At 45.8% G+C, this 18,482-nt stretch carries 10 protein-coding genes, 13 tRNA genes and 3 rRNA genes; 2 read left to right on the forward strand and 24 right to left on the reverse strand.

Annotated features, from left to right (window positions below; genetic code table 11):
- Window positions 1-145: 145 nt before the first annotated feature.
- Window positions 146-376: a hypothetical protein gene (locus MKX46_RS11840; RefSeq protein WP_340956976.1), complete on the forward strand. Its 231-nt coding sequence runs from the start codon at window positions 146-148 to the stop codon at window positions 374-376.
- A 333-nt stretch (window positions 377-709) separates the two neighbouring features.
- Here MKX46_RS11840 and MKX46_RS11845 read toward each other — a convergent pair whose 3' ends face one another.
- Complete coding sequence (locus MKX46_RS11845; protein WP_230585215.1) at window positions 710-1,072, reverse strand: TnsA endonuclease N-terminal domain-containing protein; 363 nt, start codon at window positions 1,070-1,072, stop codon at window positions 710-712.
- A 631-nt stretch (window positions 1,073-1,703) separates the two neighbouring features.
- Between MKX46_RS11845 and MKX46_RS11850 the strand changes: the two genes are divergently transcribed.
- Window positions 1,704-1,982 carry a helix-turn-helix domain-containing protein gene (locus MKX46_RS11850; protein WP_340956978.1) on the forward strand — a complete coding sequence of 93 codons (279 nt, stop codon included), beginning with the start codon at window positions 1,704-1,706 and terminating at the stop codon, window positions 1,980-1,982.
- Between the two features lie 342 nt (window positions 1,983-2,324).
- On the opposite strand, the gene glmS is transcribed toward MKX46_RS11850, so the two are convergent.
- The 23 genes from glmS to rrf (MKX46_RS11965) form a co-directional block, all read right to left on the reverse strand.
- Window positions 2,325-4,157: a glutamine--fructose-6-phosphate transaminase (isomerizing) gene (gene glmS / locus MKX46_RS11855; RefSeq protein WP_029516807.1), complete on the reverse strand. Its 1,833-nt coding sequence runs from the start codon at window positions 4,155-4,157 to the stop codon at window positions 2,325-2,327.
- A gap of 632 nt (window positions 4,158-4,789) precedes the next feature.
- Window positions 4,790-6,130: a phosphoglucosamine mutase gene (gene glmM, locus MKX46_RS11860; protein ID WP_029516808.1), complete on the reverse strand. Its 1,341-nt coding sequence runs from the start codon at window positions 6,128-6,130 to the stop codon at window positions 4,790-4,792.
- A gap of 61 nt (window positions 6,131-6,191) precedes the next feature.
- Window positions 6,192-7,661, reverse strand: a complete 1,470-nt coding sequence (locus MKX46_RS11865) for a CdaR family protein (protein ID WP_029516809.1) — start codon at window positions 7,659-7,661, stop codon at window positions 6,192-6,194.
- Window positions 7,658-8,491, reverse strand: coding sequence for a diadenylate cyclase CdaA (gene cdaA / locus MKX46_RS11870; RefSeq protein WP_013312127.1), 834 nt, complete (start codon window positions 8,489-8,491; stop codon window positions 7,658-7,660). Before cdaA ends, MKX46_RS11865 begins: the two co-directional genes overlap by 4 nt.
- 222 nt (window positions 8,492-8,713) lie before the next feature.
- Entirely contained in the window at window positions 8,714-9,337 is a 624-nt protein-coding gene (locus MKX46_RS11875; RefSeq protein ID WP_341071264.1) for an anti-sigma factor, read from the reverse strand.
- 150 nt (window positions 9,338-9,487) lie between these two features.
- Complete coding sequence (gene sigW / locus MKX46_RS11880; RefSeq protein WP_016818747.1) at window positions 9,488-10,054, reverse strand: RNA polymerase sigma factor SigW; 567 nt, start codon at window positions 10,052-10,054, stop codon at window positions 9,488-9,490.
- Between the two features lie 191 nt (window positions 10,055-10,245).
- Window positions 10,246-13,038 carry a phosphoenolpyruvate carboxylase gene (ppc, locus tag MKX46_RS11885; protein ID WP_029516811.1) on the reverse strand — a complete coding sequence of 931 codons (2,793 nt, stop codon included), beginning with the start codon at window positions 13,036-13,038 and terminating at the stop codon, window positions 10,246-10,248.
- A gap of 738 nt (window positions 13,039-13,776) precedes the next feature.
- Window positions 13,777-13,847 (reverse strand) — tRNA-Gly (locus MKX46_RS11890).
- Window positions 13,848-13,856: 9 nt separating this feature from the next.
- Window positions 13,857-13,930: transfer RNA gene (locus MKX46_RS11895), tRNA-Pro, on the reverse strand.
- A 20-nt stretch (window positions 13,931-13,950) separates the two neighbouring features.
- Window positions 13,951-14,027 (reverse strand) — tRNA-Arg (locus MKX46_RS11900).
- Between the two features lie 5 nt (window positions 14,028-14,032).
- Window positions 14,033-14,107: transfer RNA gene (locus tag MKX46_RS11905), tRNA-Gly, on the reverse strand.
- A gap of 10 nt (window positions 14,108-14,117) precedes the next feature.
- Window positions 14,118-14,198 (reverse strand) — tRNA-Leu (locus MKX46_RS11910).
- A gap of 11 nt (window positions 14,199-14,209) precedes the next feature.
- A tRNA-Lys gene (locus MKX46_RS11915) sits at window positions 14,210-14,285 on the reverse strand.
- Between the two features lie 4 nt (window positions 14,286-14,289).
- Window positions 14,290-14,364, reverse strand: a tRNA-Gln gene (locus MKX46_RS11920).
- A 55-nt stretch (window positions 14,365-14,419) separates the two neighbouring features.
- Window positions 14,420-14,495, reverse strand: a tRNA-Val gene (locus tag MKX46_RS11925).
- A gap of 11 nt (window positions 14,496-14,506) precedes the next feature.
- A tRNA-Glu gene (locus MKX46_RS11930) sits at window positions 14,507-14,578 on the reverse strand.
- Between the two features lie 11 nt (window positions 14,579-14,589).
- Window positions 14,590-14,662 (reverse strand) — tRNA-Thr (locus tag MKX46_RS11935).
- A 3-nt stretch (window positions 14,663-14,665) separates the two neighbouring features.
- Window positions 14,666-14,741, reverse strand: a tRNA-Asn gene (locus MKX46_RS11940).
- A gap of 19 nt (window positions 14,742-14,760) precedes the next feature.
- Window positions 14,761-14,877, reverse strand: a 5S ribosomal RNA gene (rrf, locus tag MKX46_RS11945).
- A 76-nt stretch (window positions 14,878-14,953) separates the two neighbouring features.
- Window positions 14,954-17,881: ribosomal RNA gene (locus tag MKX46_RS11950) — 23S ribosomal RNA — on the reverse strand.
- A 249-nt stretch (window positions 17,882-18,130) separates the two neighbouring features.
- Window positions 18,131-18,206: transfer RNA gene (locus MKX46_RS11955), tRNA-Ala, on the reverse strand.
- A 20-nt stretch (window positions 18,207-18,226) separates the two neighbouring features.
- Window positions 18,227-18,303, reverse strand: a tRNA-Ile gene (locus MKX46_RS11960).
- Between the two features lie 38 nt (window positions 18,304-18,341).
- Window positions 18,342-18,458, reverse strand: a 5S ribosomal RNA gene (gene rrf, locus MKX46_RS11965).
- Between the last annotated feature and the right edge of the window lie 24 nt (window positions 18,459-18,482).

Consider the following 18,482-nt stretch of genomic DNA (forward strand, 5'->3'; position numbering starts at 1 on the left):
GGATATTGATACACTCTATGTACGATTTGTGTATTCCCCCGCCTGGTGTGGATAAGTAAAGATCCGGCTGCGGGGTAGTGAGCTTTTCCTGACGATTAGATGTGACGATGGTGCTGCATGAGGCTCAAAGAATGCTCCGTATGGCATGAACGGGACAGCCCTTGGATTGGCGGTGAATTCCAGCTTTTCAAAAATGCTCACGCGCTTCATCTTCCATCGGAATTGGGATAAGGTTGGCTTCATCCTTTCTGAACCTTCTGACGTCATGGAGCAACATATTCTCGACTGTCATTTTCCACAATTGTCGGTCTCCGCATGCCAGCTTGCTGGGTTGCCAGTGGACTGGTCTCTCGCGGCACAGCTTGGACAGGTATAAAAACCATCCAATTCTATTTTCTATCATAATTGGAAGGTTGACCTAGGTAGAATTATATCAAAATTTCCAATAATGTATAGTAAAACTTTAGTTAAATTGGGTCTTCCCAACATAAAGTGTTAATATTTTGCCTAAAAAGAGCGAATGGAGAAGAAACACTGGGAATGGCTTGCCATCAATCGGGGAATTCGACGCGTGTCGACACTGAGGCGGGGTGCCGGCCAATTTGGGAGATCTTCCCTGTATACATTCTCTGCTGGTGCTCCGAATCCTTGCGCTTGCGTCTATTTTCTAAAATAATCATGGATTGTAGAGTAGGCTGTATTAGATGAGTCATATCCAGTACCCACTTGGTAAACCAAATAATTCATCTTGTTCTCTTGTAACTTTCGCAAATGGTTTTTCACTTTGTTGAATAGCATAATAGAGATTATCTTCGAGACTATTTATATGGTGATTTGACAACTTATCGTTGTTTTTAGCATTATGAAGCCATTCGACATTCCTGAATAAATTGTAGTTTATCTGCCTTTCCGTAATAAGTGCCCACTCTATCTTTTGGTCTTTAAAGAACTCTTTTTCAATCTGTAATTTCTCTACAACTCGTTTTGTCAACTTGTTAGAAGGTTTGATAGAATGTGCAATAAATTTTATACTTTTTTCTTGTTTTACTGTAAGTAACATATCTGTAGTCATAATGATGGGAAGCTTATTCTTGGGGTCAGTTGGATGTTTAACTTTTATGCAATATAGAGGGTTTTATCTAGGGGTAATAAAGGAAATTGTTCGCGAATATCAATCACTTGCTCTGACCACTTCCATTTGGCAATGATGTGCCAATTCAAAGTGTTCAGACAGATAATGGTGAAGTCGACCACTTTTCCAACCAAGAATTCGAGTAACTATCCCTATTGAAGGTACATCATGTACCGTCAACCAAGGTTTATATTCCGAAAAGTGGCCTTGACCTCTTCCTTCTTTGATTTTCCGTTGAATAGATGCTATAGAGTTACTTGATCGAATTTTGCTCATTATTTACCTTCTTTTTAGAACTACTAAATCAGAGTAAAGTTCAGTTATCTTTTTCTACTCCTAAGATATATTTTAGTTTTACTTCAAAATACAAATGTAGAATATAACAACTCACAGCTTTATACAATAGCAAAGTAATATTTTTTAGCTATATTTTACTTCGTAGCCTATTCATAGGCTACTCGTAGGGTACAGTAGGGTATGAATAAGCTATAATATGGGCTATAAGTAAGTATAATTAGTAAGCAGATGGGTCGGGTAAAAGCTATTTGATTTTCTCAATAGAGATGAATTCATGAATACTTTGGAACAGCGATGTAAAAATTCGAGACTACTCCATGAATGGATACAAAAGGAAATTTCTAATAAAATCGGGGTAACTAAACAGGTTGTTTCTAATTGGGAGCGAAACGTAGCACGGCCTAAAATTAATCATTTAATATCTTTAGCAAAGGTTTTTGACGTTACAACTGATTATTTACTTTGTATTGCTAATCGAATGACGTTCCCTACTGTGTGGGCTCAATTGATACAGGCGTATCTCCAAAGATTAACCACTCTATATGGGAATTGAAGTTTTCTTTAATTGCTATAATTATATCAAGAGAGGGTCTGTATTTATCTTGCTCCAGCTCACTCAACGTTCTTTGAGAAATGCCAATTATATTTGCAAACTTTATTTAATTTAAGTTGTTGTTTTTCTAATAGTTCGAATTCGTTGGCCTATTGTAGACATAATTGCCCTCCTAAGCTAAAAAGATCCCGATATATCATCGGGATCTTTCTTGATGTTTGTAAAATGACTAGTTCCAGACTTTTTTTACTGGTTCCACAGTTTTTTTATTGGTTCCATACATCTTTTACTGGTTCCACACTCTTTTATCACCAGACAATTAATTTAGAATTTCACTAAAGCTTATTCTACGGTAACGCTTTTCGCCAGGTTACGTGGTTTATCAACATCATGACCCAGCGCAAGAGAAGCGTAGTAAGCCAACAGTTGGAGAGATACAACCGAAATTGCAGCAGACAGAATTGGAAGTGTCTTCGGAATGGCAAATACCTGATCCACGGACTTCAACAACTCAACTGCGTGCTCTTCGTACGTAATCGCAAGAACATCTGCACCACGAGCCTTGACTTCCTTAATGTTGCTCACGGTTTTCTCCAACACGGATTCCTGTGTTACCAAAGCGATAACTGGAATTCCCTCTTCGATCAATGCCAGTGTACCGTGCTTCAGCTCACCCGCAGCATATGCCTCGGAATGAATGTAGGAGATTTCCTTGAGCTTCAGGGAGCCTTCCTGTACTACAGCATAGTCCTGACCGCGACCAATAAAGAACAGGTGCTTGTGGCTTGCAATTTGCTCAGCATAGGATTTGATCGCATCTGCTTTACCCAGCATCTCTTCCACTTGCTCTGGCAGAGATTCCATAGCAGCCAGCACATGGGCTACTTGCTCATCCGTTTGTGTGCCACGCACTTGAGCGAGATACAAACCAAACAGATAGAACGCAATCAACTGCGAAGAATAGGCTTTAGTCGAGGCTACGGCAATTTCCGGTCCTGCCAGTGTAACCAACACATCATCTGCATCACGAGCGATGGAGCTACCGACTACGTTTGTAATCGCCAGTACATGAGCGCCGTTTGCTTGTGCTTCACGCAGTGCTGCCAACGTGTCAGCAGTTTCACCGGATTGGCTCACCACGATCACCAATGTCTCTGGTGTTACGATAGGTGAACGATAACGATATTCGGAAGCCACATCATTCTCTACCGGTATACGAGCCAGACTTTCAATAACCGTACGGCCAATCAAACCTGCATTGTAAGCTGTACCACACGCAACAATTTGAATGTTGCGGATATTTTTAATTTGTTCTTCTGTCAGCTTCAGTTCAGGAAGAACAACTTTTTTAGTATCTTTATCGATACGGCCCAACATTGTGTCACGATAAGCCTTAGGCTGCTCGTGAATTTCTTTCAGCATGAAATGCTCATAGCCGCCTTTTTCCGCTGTTACAGCATCCCATTCGACATGAATCATTTCCCGAGAAATAAATTGGCCTTCGATTGTCATTAATTCGACAGCATCACTGGTCAAAACAGCCATTTCGCCATCGTTCAAAATAAATACATTGCGTGTATATTTCAGAATAGCCGGAATGTCGGAACCGATAAAGTTCTCGCCTTCTCCCACACCAATAACCAGCGGGCTAGCTTGACGAACAGCAACCAGCTTATTAGGCTCATGCTCTGTCAGCACACCCAGTGCAAAAGCACCGCGCATAAAGGTAATTGCTTTTTGTACTGCTTTAACGATATCCCCTTTATATTCACGCGCAACCAGATGGGAAATAACTTCGGTGTCCGTTTCGGAAATAAAGGTATGACCTTCGCTGATCAGCTGCTCCTTCAGCTCCAGATAATTCTCAATGATTCCGTTGTGAACTACAGAGAACTTTTGGCTCTCATCCAAATGTGGATGGGAGTTTTCATCAGAAGGCTTACCGTGCGTTGCCCAACGTGTATGTCCGATACCTGCATGGCCTACCAACGGCGTACCATCCAGTTTAGCTTCTAGATTCGCCAGACGACCTTTAGCCTTGGCTACTTGCAATCCTGAATCTGTAAACACGGCAATACCCGCAGAGTCATAACCGCGATACTCCAGCTTCTTCAATCCGTCAATCAATACCTCTTGCGTATTCTGATTACCAATATATCCTACAATGCCACACATATTCGTTATCCTCCCGATCATCATTTCACAAGACGACTCATCACAGGACTAACGTGTGCGGTAGATTGTGGAATAAAGTTCATTCATCTATGAAGTTGTCAATGATAACTATAGAATTTACAGGCATCTCTTCACGAATGTAACGAAATTCCCAAACCGCGCACGCCAATGATGATGGCCGCACATTCATGAAATGAATCTTATAATTTAGGTTATAAAACAATAAAGGCATCTACCGGTGCGTTGTGTAAACAGTTGCCTGTTCATTTTCCGCTGCCGGTTTACGGCTTGATGCTTCACCGGAAGGTCCCCGCCGAATGTTTCGAACACCTTCACCTCGTCAGCTTGTTTTGTCGTGAACCGATCTGCAAGCAACTTTATTTCAACTGAATCCGTTGCTTCTCCACCAAGTTCCCCCGCACAAAATCAAGCTCTGGCGCTTGTATTACGTTACCTTACAACCCTCGCTTTCTCTATCTGAGTCACAGCATCCCTATATTATATTCAGCTAAGTATCATTTGGCAATGACACTTTATTCATAATTACACCATGAAGGCAATAAATCGCTAGTAAATAACCGCAAACGCCGTTGCCTGCTTCTTTTTCACAGGCAACCGACGTTTACAAAATTTTAAACTAATTCTTTCTTCACGACATCTACGATCTGACCGACAAATTGCTCCAGCTCATCTTTATCCGGGCCTTCGGCCATCACACGAATGAGCGATTCTGTGCCTGAAGCACGAACCAGTACACGCCCATTATCGCCCAATTGTTGTTCCACCTGCTCAATTGCTTCTGCAATAGCAGGATTCCCCTCGTAATTGCGTTTGTCCTGCACACGCACATTTACGAGCACTTGCGGATACTGTTTCATGAGCGACTTTAGCTCACTCATTTTCTTGCCGGAAGCTTTCAAGGTATCTACCAGCTGAATCCCAGTCAGCATGCCATCGCCTGTCGTATTGTGATCCAGGAAAATAACATGACCAGACTGCTCACCGCCCAGATTAAATCCACCCCGACGCATTTCTTCCATCACATAACGGTCCCCGACCGCAGTTTTTGCAGTCTTGAGTGCCAGCTTTTCAGTAGCTTTATAAAAACCGATATTACTCATCACTGTCGATACAATAGTGCTGTCCTTGAGTTTTCCTGCGCGGTTCATTGCATCTCCGCAAATGCAGAGAATATAGTCGCCGTCTACCTCTTCCCCGTTCTCATCAATTGCGATCAGACGGTCGGCATCGCCGTCAAAGGCCAGACCAATATCCGCTTTCAAGCGGCGCACTTCCTCTTTCAGCTTTTCAGGATGAGTCGAGCCGCAATGATCATTGATGTTCAAACCGTTAGGCTCGGCACCGATGGTGTGCACCTCAGCTCCCAATTCTGCAAAAAGCTTCGGCGCCAGCTCATAAGCTGCTCCGTTTGCACAATCCAGTACAATTTTTATTCCTTCAAAAGAATGGCTAATTGTTGTTTTCAAGAACTCCAGATAATCGTAACGGGAATGCTCGTCTACAACAACCGTTCCCAATCCGCCGCCAATCGGACGAGGCAGTTGGTCTTCTTTTGCATCCATGAGCTCTTCAATTTTCAATTCCGTTTCGTCTGTCAATTTAAAACCGTCACCGCCAAAAAACTTAATGCCGTTATCTTCAACTGGATTGTGTGATGCTGAGATCATTACACCAGCGTCAGCTTTCAATTGACGTGTGAGATATGCCACCCCAGGCGTCGAAACAATACCTAGGCGAACCACATTAGCTCCAATGGACAGCAAACCGGCTACAAGAGCCGATTCCAGCATCAGACCGGATATCCGTGTATCCATACCAATAACAACTGTCGGTTTCTCTACATTACCTGCTAAAACATATCCGCCGCAGCGGCCAATGCTATATGCCAGTTCGGCTGTAAGTTCCTGATTAGCAACGCCTCGTACACCATCTGTACCAAAATATTTCCCCATGTAAAATGACTCCCTTTTTTTTGTCTAATAAATCATGATTATTTACTACAGATAAAACATGTTATGGCTGACTGTTCTCCGGGGTTCCATTCGCAGAAGAATCTGCGCCGTTATGAGGATTTGTTTTATCCTCCGCAGCTGCGTTGTCCCCGGTCTTAGCGTCAGAGTTTCCACTTTGATTGCCTTGCCCCTCCTGTGGCCTCTCCTGCCCCTTTTCGCCACTACCAGAGGGGTTTGATTCATTCTCACTATTCGGATTCGTTACAGCAGGCGTAGAAGGGCTCTCAATGTTGATCGTTGCCTTTAGTTGGCCAGCATTTCCGGCTTGCGTAATATATTTAGGCAAGCCTACTTTCAGAGTAACCTCGTGTTGACCAGCCGCGAGGCCACTTACATCTGCCACCAAACTAATATCATCATTGGTTAAATTGTTTACCAGATCCTGCGGGCCCTTCACAGTAACATCCATCGTCTTGCCTGCGGGCGCTGTAACAGTCGCAGTCGCTCCATCTCCTGCACCTTGTAAAACAATTGGGATGCCTGACAGCGTCCGTTCCGTATCTGTGACTTCATTGGAAGGAACAACAGTCACCTGAATTTGTATGGACCCTGGCTCGATTTTATCAGAACCTGAGGGGGCTGCCAAATTAGCTTGAACTGTACGAGTCCCCGCTTCCGTAAATTGGCTTAAATCCAATGTAGCCGTGACGTAAGAGCTGAGGCTGCTCAATACATCCTGCGATGCATATACCGCCGCTTCCTTCACGTTTGCATTCACTTTAGAAAGCACCAGTCCGTCTGGCAACTCTCCGGAATAGACAATCTTAACAGGCACAGACTTCGCCTGCTGAGTTACCGGAATTTCAACGGACACAGTAGACGGCTCAATGACCGCTCCCGTAAGTTCCTGTCCCTTTTTATTATAAGCCTTCAGTTTTACACGCTTCTGTTCAAACTTTTCTGAGATGCCATCCGTATTAACAGCCCCCAGAACGGCAGTGACGGTACTCAACTGGCTTTTGGGCAAGGTGACCTTTACGGTCTGAGGAGCAATCACAGGCTTACCAAGCTGCAGTCCCGCATCTGGGTTTCCTTTAGGAACTATAGATACATTAAATGATTTCGTTTGTTTTTCCTCAATCGTCACTGTAACACGGTTAGGAGTCATAGATACCAACTCCACTCCATCCGGCAAGTCCGGTTCGAGTGACAATGTTTTAGTACCTGCTCCTAGGCCGTTTAAGTTTAGCTTTGCTTGATAATTATCCGCAAAAAAGGAAGTCAACACAGAACGCTGTCCTCTGACCTCCATCTTAACATGGTCAGTATCCATGGTTGACAATACATATTTTGAATCATCCAGACCACTGGCCTGAATGGCTACATTATCAATCACTTTATTATTATAAGAAACGGTCAGCGTAGATGAAGGTGTACCTGTATCTAGATGGACCATTCCCCACAGCAGGATAGCAACCGCAAGCGCCAATATCTTGGAAATCGTATTATTGTTAATCCATTTGTCCATCATGAATTTCCACGGCCTCCCCTCCGATTCCAGAATGAGCCGCGTTTTTCCTTCAAAGACGGTGTTGGCCGCAACTCCTCATACAGCTTGGAGATTAGGGATTCTTCCTTAATGTCGCGCACGACCTGTCCATTAATGGCCAAAGAAATTTGTCCTGTTTCCTCCGATACCACGACAGTTACGGCATCCGTTACCTCACTCACCCCAATCGCAGCCCGGTGACGGGTTCCCAGCTCTTTGCTAATGAACGGATTTTCCGATAATGGCAAATAACAGGCCGCAGAAGCAATCTGTTTATTTTGAATAATCACCGCACCATCATGCAGAGGTGTATTAGGAATGAAGATGTTAATTAGCAGTTCAGAACTGACTACAGCCTGTGTCTTGATACCAGACTCCGTATATTCGTTTAGCCCGGTCTCGCGCTCAAATACGACCAAAGCTCCTATTTTCCTACGTGATAAATAATTCAGCGCCTTAATCATTTCTCCGATTAACTTGTTAATCTCTTCATCATCCGCAGACGAACGCCCAAATAATTTGCCACGCCCCAATTGCTCCAGTGCACGACGCAACTCAGGCTGGAAAATAATAAAGATAGCCACCACACCAAAGGTGAACATCTGATTCATCAACCACTTGAGCGTATACAAATCAAACCAGGTGCTAACCGCCCAAATGACAACCAGAAACAGAATCCCTTTCAACAATTGAACTGCACGCGTTCCGCGAACAAGTAAAATAAGCTGATACATAATATAGGTTACGATCAAAATGTCGATAATATCTTTAATGGACTCTTTCCAAGTCAGGTCCGCAAAATAATCCAACATGCGCATGCCCCCGCAATTTTCTGTAGTGAGTGGGTGTAATATGTACACAGTGTGCTCTCTCTATCTAGGTTATAACGATCAGGCTCACGTTGCAAGCTGTGTGACAAAAGAACCGCCAAAATCAGTAAAATACAGTACAATTCGCCAGCTTCATATACAAAAAAAACGCCTTTTCCAGCGGAAAGAGGCGCTCGATATCGTCCTTGCCATTTCAAGCTTCTTTTATGGAGAAGAAGGTCCCCCGAATAAATCAGTAACCTTGTACCAAATCCAATCCAAGGTTTGATCAATACTTTTAACCTGTCCTGCAATATGGGCGGTGGACGCTTGATAATAAGAACCATCAATTACAGTGACATTTCCTTCCACTTCGCCGTATACACGGGCTTCACCATTTTGCACTGTTAAATCTCCGGCAATGGATTTCCCCTCAGGCACAATCACAGTATCGCCCTGAATAACAACTTGATCCAGATGACTTCCTTTGACTACCAATTGATGGTCCGTGCTAGAAAAGCTGGCCATGCTTGAGCATATAACAATAAGGAAGAAGGCGGCGGCTGTTACAGCGGGATGCCTTTTCACCCAGGTCAGCATAGGCACCGCAGTCTGTCTTTTATGCGGCGGCAAAGCATTCATAATGCGAAATGTCAGCTCATCCGATACACACGGCACTTGATGATAGCGTGTACCGTAAAGCATCGCATCCGTCCGCTCCAGCTCTTTAAAACGCATGCGGCATTCCGCGCAGTCTAACAAGTGCTGTTCCAACTCATGTTTGTCCTGCTCAGACAGGTCGCCATCTAGATAGTCATGCATAAAAGAGACGGCTTGTTTGCAATCCATATGAGCCAATCCTTTCTAATATTCTTCCGTGTTTCTCAACATAACATGCTCCGGCTTAGAAACTTTGCTCATCTTACATACGTTACAACGAGCATTATGTTTCATAAAAACATCTACGCAGACTCTTTTCCTAGAATCTATGCGCATGATCTATAGCTTGTGCTCCAGTTTTTTGCGCAGAAAATCCCGTCCCCTGTGTACTCTTGTCTTAATAGTGGTGACTGGGAGATTGAGCACATCGCTGATTTCCTGTAAGGAAAGCTCCTGCAAGTACCGTAAAACCATAATCGTTCTGTATTTATCCGGAAGGCTGTCGATGGCGTCATGAATCAAGGCCTGTGTTTCAGACAGAAGCGTGCTCCCCTCAGGGGTAAGCTCTTCACTGGCGAGCATGGCGTACCCATCGACACCTTCCTGATCATTCATTTCAGCATCAAGTGAGTATGTAGGTTTTCTCCTTCGCAGACGATCAATGCACAGATTTGTAGCAATTCGATAAATCCAAGTTGAGAATTTCTGTCCATGATCGTATTTTTCCAAATTACGATACACACGCAAAAAAGTTTCCTGCACCAGATCCTCCGCCTCATGGCGATTACCTAGCATCCGGTAGGAAAGATGAAAAATCCGATCTTTATATAACTCGACTAACTCCGCAAAAGCTCGCTGATCGCCTTTCTGTACCAGCCTTACCAAGCGGCTTTCCATATTATCCACTCTATACTCCCCCAGACTTGCTGATGGGTTACTTATTATATGTTTATGATTATTCATCGTAGTTTAATTTTATCCGGAAATCAACTGTAGTATTGTTACTAACTGCAAGCACGCCTGCCTTCAATATACAAACAGCACAATCGGGTACCCCATGAGTACCCGATTGCCTGTATTCGTACAACCGCACTATATCAGCCCGTATTTCTCAAGCCTGCGGCAATTCCGTTAATCGTCAACAATACCTCACGTAGCATCTCCGTATCATCACCGTTCTGATCCCGCAACTCCCGTAGCTCACTTAGCAATTGAACCTGCAAGTAACTTAACGGATCGACATAAGGATTACGCAAGCGGATAGATTCCTGAATAACCGGCACGTCGTCCAAAATCTCGGATTGTCCGGTTATTTTCAAAATCAACTCAGATGTCAGCTTAAACTCCGCTGAAATCTGCCCGAAAATACGCTGCCGGGCCTCTTCATTATCCGACATCCCAGCGTACTCTTCTGCAATCAGTAAATCCGCTTTAGCGATTGCCATTTGCAGTGTATCAATAAGTGACCGGAAGAAAGCAGAGTCCCTAAACATCGTTTGCAGCACTTTAAGGTTATCCTCATTGTTTTGATAGAAGCTTTGCAAACCTGTTCCAGCCGCATACCATGCAGGTAACAAGTAACGGCTTTGTGTCCATGCAAAAACCCATGGAATGGCGCGCAAGTCCTCAAAACGTTCGCTGTTCTTACGCTTGGACGGACGAGATCCAATGTTGAGCTCGCCCACCTCAGGCAACGGTGTAGATTCTTTGAAGAAGTTGAAGAAATCTGGATCTCGGAAAATCAAATCCTGATACTTATCCAGTGATACTTGGGAAATGCGGGCGATAATCTCCTCCCAGCTCTCCTCAAACACTTCCTTCTTCCCGGAACGATGATATGCTACAGCCGTAATCAGCGCCGATGTTGCCTGCTCCAAGCTCCGGTACGCGATACCTCTGAGCGAGTATCGGGATGATAGTACTTCACCTTGCTCCGTAATCTTGATTCCGCCTCCAATCGTATGAGGAGGTTGAGCCAAAATACTGCGATTAAGTGGCATTCCTCCACGACCCAGCGCACCTCCACGACCGTGGAAAAACTTCACTTTTACGCCAAACTCATTAACTACTTCCGTAATGCTGTTCATAGCGACCCGAAGTTCCCAGTTCGCTGTAACCACACCGCCATCTTTATTGCTGTCCGAGTATCCCAGCATAATCTCCTGAAGCTGGTCCATCGCAGCCACAGATTGTCGATATACAGGCAAGTTCATCAATCTTCTCATAATATCAGGTGCAGCGTGCAGATCATCTATCGTTTCGAACAAAGGGACAGATTGCAGCGTACAGATAACAGTGCCATCCTTCTCGATGCGGAACAGGCCTACCTCTTTGGATAAGACCATAACCTCCAGTAAGTCACTAGCTCCCTGAGTCATACTGATCAAGTAGCTTGTAATGGACTGCTTGCCGAATTCCTCCTGAGCCAAATAAATCGTACGATATACATCAAGACATTCCTGTGTGCTATCGCTATATTTTAAATAAGGTGAAGTAATCGGACGAGGTTCATTCAGCAGCTTTTCCAGCAGATTAATTTTTTCTTCTTCTGACAGCTTACTGTAATCCGACACAATATTCATTTTAGAAAGAATTTCAGTCATCGCATTTTCATGTTCCTGACTATGCTGACGGACATCCAGCGTAGCTGTATGGAATCCAAACAACTCTACCTGGCGAATCATCTTTTGAATATACGTGTTTGCCACATAATCGGCAAAATGATGACGCAGACTGTGGTCAATAACATTTAGGTCTGCAATGAGCTCTTCCGCAGAATTGTAACGCTCATTGGTACCCTGTTTGCTTTCATCCAGGATGTTGTTCACTTTAGCAATCATATATGCCAGTTTAATGCGGTAAGGCTCTTTTTCGTTATGCCATACTTCCATCTTTTTAAGTGTAATGTGAGTACGGTCTTCTTCAATAGAAGCCAGCAGAGCATCGGAAACTCGCACAATGCTGGTGCTGAAACTCAAGTAACCCATGAGTTCCTTTAACGTGTGCTGATATTCTCTCAAAGCCAACTTGCGCTGCATACGTAACGTTTCCCAAGTCACATGAGATGTCACAGACGGATTGCCGTCCCGGTCTCCACCGATCCAGGAACCAAATCTCAGATAAGTGGGTATGTGCCATTTTTGTTCGGGATAATATTTGTCTAAACATCGTTCCAATTCTTGATATACATCTGGCAGTACATGAAACAAGGTCTCGTGAAAATAATACATTCCATTTCTTACTTCATCTAATACAGTTGGCTTGCGATCACGCAGCTCATCTGTCTGCCACAGCGTAATTACTTCGTTTAGCAGATTCTCCCGTACCTGTTCCCGCTCACGCAAGGTAAGCATCGGATTATCCAGCAGCATGACGTCCTCGGAAATGCGCTTATGGATATCAAGTATTACTCGTCGTGTCGCTTCTGTAGGATGTGCGGTCATGACCAGCTCCAAAGAGAGCTCATTCAGCAAGTTACTAACGTCCTCAGCGGAGAAGCCCCCTTGTTTAAGCTCCTGAACGGAACTTTCAATGGAACCAGGTTGAACATCTTCACCAGCCGAATGCTCATAATCCCGCTTACGACGAATACGATGGTTTTGCTCAGCGATATTCACCAACTGAAAATAAATCGCAAACGCGCGAATAACCTGGTGACGAATATCCGTATCCAGTCCGCTGACCATTTGTTTGAAATTCTCATACAACTCCGGCTGATACCCGGCACGTAACGATTTACTTGTCTCACGTATTTTCTCCACGATATCCAAAAGTTCGTTGCCACCCTGATGAACCAATACCTCACCAAGAATATTCCCTAGAAAACGAACGTCCCGCCGCAGCAGATTGTTGGATTGGTTTTTGTTAGCGGTTAACGTAAGCTCAGTCATGCTTTTCCCCCCATCTGATCTGTTCCACACCATATACAGTTGTAGAAAAGGTACGTATACACACGAAATTTGACACTTTCTTAACATCATACAATAAAACCGCATGAAAAGCTGCAAAATTTACAGTAAAAAATCATCTTTTTGAATTACTTCTTTCGAGAAAATATTGGATTCTTATGAATAAATATGAAGTTAATAAATAGAAATTAATGTATACACTAGTGATACGTGAAACATTATGCACAGTCTCTTATAAAGAGTGTGTTTTTAAAGGTACAAATTCATGCAACGTAGTGTGTATATGTTTATTATTTGTTGACAAAGTCAACTCCATTAGCCTTCTATCCACAAAGATATACACAAATTAGCCATTTTCTCAGTGTTTCTAAGGTATTTCCTCATTAACACTCCGATTTTTACCCACATAAATAAAGGGAAATGTGCACAACCCAAGAGCAACTGTTGAGTTATCACCATAAATTCGCACCATAATAGCTATAGGATTCCTATATTTAAAGGATTTGATCACGAAATTAGCCTTACTGCAGAAGAATGGGGTCGTTAGAGGAGGAAATTCGAGATCTAGGTGTCAAAAGTAACAAGAGCCTATGTACAATATACACAAGTCATCCCCAACTGTGCATGACAGGAGACATATTTGCATTGGCCTATATACATAGAAGTAAATGTAATGTGGACAAAATAAAAAGAAGCCTTTCGGCTTCTAGGTAATCGGTAAGCGGGTGATGGGAATCGAACCCACGCTATCAGCTTGGAAGGCTGAAGTTCTACCATTGAACTACACCCGCAAATTAGTATCGGGATGACACGATTTGAACATGCGACCCCCTGGTCCCAAACCAGGTGCTCTACCAAGCTGAGCTACATCCCGATATTATACTTTTTTAAATATGGCGCGCCCTGAGAGATTCGAACTCCCGGCCTTTTGATTCGTAGTCAAACGCTCTATCCAGCTGAGCTAAGGGCGCAAATATGGAGCGGACGACGGGAATCGAACCCGCGACCCTCGCCTTGGCAAGGCGATGCTCTACCGCTGAGCCACGTCCGCAAAAACAATATGCGCGTGGAGGGACTTGAACCCCCACGTCAAAGACGCTAGATCCTAAGTCTAGTGCGTCTGCCAATTCCGCCACACGCGCATGTAATACAATGGTGAGCCATGAAGGACTCGAACCTTCGACACCCTGATTAAAAGTCAGGTGCTCTACCAACTGAGCTAATGGCTCTTAATGGCTGGGGATATAGGATTTGAACCTATGCATGACGGAGTCAAAGTCCGTTGCCTTACCGCTTGGCTAATCCCCAATATGCATATGATTCACAATTCCCCAAGAATTCATCCAGGTAAGAGGATGAAAAATGGTGGAGGCTGAGGGGATCGAACCCCCGACCCTCTGCTTGTAAGGCAGATGCTCTCCCAGCTGAGCTAAGCCTCCATACTACCCTATGACCCGTAGGGGATTCGAACCCCTGTTACCTCCGTGAAAGGGAGGTGTCTTAACCCCTTGACCAACGGGCCATCCTATAACAAGCTCTCAACCGGGTTCGAACCGGTGACCTCATCCTTACCATGGATGCACTCTACCTGCTGAGCTATGAGAGCAAATGGCTCCCCGAACAGGACTCGAACCTGTGACAACTCGATTAACAGTCGAGTGCTCTACCAACTGAGCTATCAGGGAATAATAAGCATAAAGCTCTGCTTGGCGACGTCCTACTCTCCCAGGACCCTGCGGTCCAAGTACCATCGGCGCTGGAGGGCTTAACGGTCGTGTTCGGGATGGGTACGTGTGGAACCCCTCCGCTATCGCCACCAAACATGAAATTGCTATGCAAATTCTACATTCAAGGTTACACCCTGAAAACTGGATCCGAAACTCATTGCGCTTTATCTTAGGATAAGCCCTCGACCGATTAGTATTGGTCAGCTCCATGCATTACTGCACTTCCACCCCCAACCTATCTACCTCGTCGTCTTCAAGGGGTCTTACATACTGGGAAATCTCATCTTGAGGGGGGCTTCACGCTTAGATGCTTTCAGCGCTTATCCCTTCCGTACATAGCTACCCAGCGGTGCTCCTGGCGGAACAACTGGTACACCAGCGGTACGTCCATCCCGGTCCTCTCGTACTAAGGACAGCTCCTCTCAAATTTCCTACGCCCACGACAGATAGGGACCGAACTGTCTCACGACGTTCTGAACCCAGCTCGCGTACCGCTTTAATGGGCGAACAGCCCAACCCTTGGGACCTACTTCAGCCCCAGGATGCGATGAGCCGACATCGAGGTGCCAAACCTCCCCGTCGATGTGGACTCTTGGGGGAGATAAGCCTGTTATCCCCAGGGTAGCTTTTATCCGTTGAGCGATGGCCCTTCCATGCGGTACCACCGGATCACTAAGCCCGACTTTCGTCCCTGCTCGACTTGTAGGTCTCGCAGTCAAGCTCCCTTCTGCCTTTGCACTCTTCGAATGATTTCCAACCATTCTGAGGGAACCTTGGGGCGCCTCCGTTACTCTTTAGGAGGCGACCGCCCCAGTCAAACTGCCCACCTGACACTGTCCTCGCACCGGTTTACGGTACCAAGTTAGAACCTAGATACGATCAGGGTGGTATCCCAAGGATGCCTCCCTTCAAGCTGGCGCTCAAAGTTCGACGGCTCCCACCTATCCTGTACAGATCGTACCCAAATTCAATATCAAGCTGCAGTAAAGCTCCATGGGGTCTTTCCGTCTTGTCGCGGGTAACCTGCATCTTCACAGGTATTAAAATTTCACCGGATCTCTCGTTGAGACAGCGCCCAAGTCGTTACGCCATTCGTGCGGGTCAGAATTTACCTGACAAGGAATTTCGCTACCTTAGGACCGTTATAGTTACGGCCGCCGTTTACTGGGGCTTCGGTTCATAGCTTCGCTCTTGCGAGCTTACCACTCCCCTTAACCTTCCAGCACCGGGCAGGCGTCAGCCCGTATACTTCGCCTTGCGGCTTCGCACAGACCTGTGTTTTTGCTAAACAGTCGCTTGGGCCTTTTCACTGCGGCCCCCTCGGGCTATTCACCCTACCGAGGCACCCCTTCTCCCGAAGTTACGGGGTCATTTTGCCGAGTTCCTTAACGAGAGTTCTTCCGCGCGCCTTAGAATTCTCTTCTCGCCTACCTGTGTCGGTTTGCGGTACGGGCACCTTCTCCTGGCTAGAGGCTTTTCTTGGCAGTCTGAGATCATGACCTTCGCTACTACAATTTTCGCTCCCCATCACAGCCCAGCCTTAACGATGTGCGGATTTGCCTACACACCAGCCTCACTGCTTAGACGGACATCCATCAGTCCGCGTCACTACCCTACTGCGTCACCCCATCGCTCATAACGGATTACGGTGGTACAGGAATTTCGACCTGTTGTCCTTCGACTACGCCTATCGGCCTCGCCTTAGGTCCCGACTTACCCTGAGCGGACGAACCTTCCTCAGGAACCCTTAGGCTTTCGGCGGATCTGATTCTCACAGATCTTTTCGTTACTCATACCGGCATTCTCACTTGAATGCAGTCCAGCGCTCCTTACGGTACACCTTCAACCCGCATTCAACGCTCCCCTACCCCTGATGCAAGCATCAAGCCATAGCTTCGGTGGTGTGTTTAGCCCCGTTACATTTTCGGCGCAGAGTCACTCGACCAGTGAGCTATTACGCACTCTTTCAATGGTGGCTGCTTCTAAGCCAACATCCTGGTTGTCTGTGCAACTCCACATCCTTTCCCACTTAACACACACTTGGGGACCTTAGCTGATGGTCTGGGCTGTTTCCCTTTCGACAATGGATCTTAGCACTCACTGTCTGACTCCCGGAACTAAATCTATGGCATTCGGAGTTTGACTGAGCTTGGTAACCCTTGCGGGCCCCGCACCCAATCAGTGCTCTACCTCCACGATTCTTCTTTCCGAGGCTAGCCCTAAAGCTATTTCGGGGAGAACCAGCTATCTCCGGGTTCGATTGGAATTTCTCCGCTACCCCCACCTCATCCCCGCATTTTTCAACATGCGTGGGTTCGGGCCTCCAGTGCGTGTTACCGCACCTTCACCCTGGACAGGGGTAGATCACCCGGTTTCGGGTCTACGTCCACGTACTCATTCGCCCTATTCAGACTCGCTTTCGCTGCGGCTTCAGCTCTTCACCTTAACCTTGCACGGGAACGTAACTCGCCGGTTCATTCTACAAAAGGCACGCCATCACCCATAGATCGGGCTCTGACTTCTTGTAAGCACACGGTTTCAGGATCTATTTCACTCCCCTTCCGGGGTGCTTTTCACCTTTCCCTCACGGTACTGCTTCACTATCGGTCGCCAGGGAGTATTTAGCCTTGGCAGATGGTCCTGCCGGATTCATACGGGGTTTCACGTGCCCCGCACTACTCGGGATCCGTCTCGGAGAGAACAAGTTTTGAACTACAGGGCTTTTACCTTCTCTGGCGGGCCTTTCCAGACCTCTTCATCTAACCGGTTCCTTTGTAACTCCATGTGAGACGTCCCACAACCCCAAGGAGCAAGCTCCTTGGTTTGGGCTAATCCGCGTTCGCTCGCCGCTACTGACGGAATCACTATTGTTTTCTCTTCCTCAGGGTACTTAGATGTTTCAGTTCCCCTGGTCTGCCTCTATTCTGCCTATGTATTCAGCAGAAAGTGACTGTCGATGAAGACAGCCGGGTTTCCCCATTCGGACATCCCCGGATCAAAGCTTGCTTACAGCTCCCCGAGGCTTTATCGTTGTTCGCCACGTCCTTCGTCGGCTCCTGGCGCCTAGGCATCCTCCGTGTGCTCTTTGTAGCTTAACCTAGACTTTTCTTTCAAAGAAAGAAAATGTCGCTGTTCGATAAAGAATGATTTTTGCCAAAAGCAAAAGATCTTTCCTTACCTGCTACCTTTATTTCACTTGTTTACACAAGATCAGCTTAAAGGAATATTCTAAAACGCAATTTCGTTTCGGTATCCAGTTTTCAAGGTGCAATACAGTTTCATCGAAACTGTAGCCTGTGTGAACATCGGTCCATCTCATTCGAGCGGATGATATTCATGCAGTTTTTTGGTGGAGCCAAGGGGGATCGAACCCCTGACCTCCTGCGTGCAAGGCAGGCGCTCTCCCAGCTGAGCTATAGCCCCAAAAGGAATATAAAGTTATATGGTGGGCCCTAGTGGACTCGAACCACCGACCTCACCCTTATCAGGGGTGCGCTCTAACCAGCTGAGCTAAGGGCCCATAATAAACCACCAAAGAAGTTCTTCTTTAGTGGTTGCGCTTGGCGACGTCCTACTCTCCCAGGACCCTGCGGTCCAAGTACCATCGGCGCTGGAGGGCTTAACGGTCGTGTTCGGGATGGGTACGTGTGGAACCCCTCCGCTATCGCCACCAAACGTTCGAGAGTTTGAGCTCTCAAA

This window comes from Paenibacillus sp. FSL P4-0113 (genome assembly GCF_038009305.1).
Classification (GTDB): domain Bacteria; phylum Bacillota; class Bacilli; order Paenibacillales; family Paenibacillaceae; genus Paenibacillus; species Paenibacillus polymyxa_D.

Coding starts and splice junctions, on each gene's coding strand:
- MKX46_RS11875 (WP_341071264.1), bottom strand. CDS start 9,337: ATGGATTGCAAACAAGCCGTCTCTTTTATGCATGACTATCTAGATGGC.
- MKX46_RS11865 (WP_029516809.1), bottom strand. CDS start 7,661: ATGATGGACAAATGGATTAACAATAATACGATTTCCAAGATATTGGCG.
- glmS (WP_029516807.1), bottom strand. CDS start 4,157: ATGTGTGGCATTGTAGGATATATTGGTAATCAGAATACGCAAGAGGTA.
- ppc (WP_029516811.1), bottom strand. CDS start 13,038: ATGACTGAGCTTACGTTAACCGCTAACAAAAACCAATCCAACAATCTG.
- MKX46_RS11840 (WP_340956976.1), top strand. CDS start 146: ATGAACGGGACAGCCCTTGGATTGGCGGTGAATTCCAGCTTTTCAAAA.
- cdaA (WP_013312127.1), bottom strand. CDS start 8,491: ATGTTGGATTATTTTGCGGACCTGACTTGGAAAGAGTCCATTAAAGAT.
- glmM (WP_029516808.1), bottom strand. CDS start 6,130: ATGGGGAAATATTTTGGTACAGATGGTGTACGAGGCGTTGCTAATCAG.
- MKX46_RS11850 (WP_340956978.1), top strand. CDS start 1,704: ATGAATACTTTGGAACAGCGATGTAAAAATTCGAGACTACTCCATGAA.
- MKX46_RS11845 (WP_230585215.1), bottom strand. CDS start 1,072: ATGACTACAGATATGTTACTTACAGTAAAACAAGAAAAAAGTATAAAA.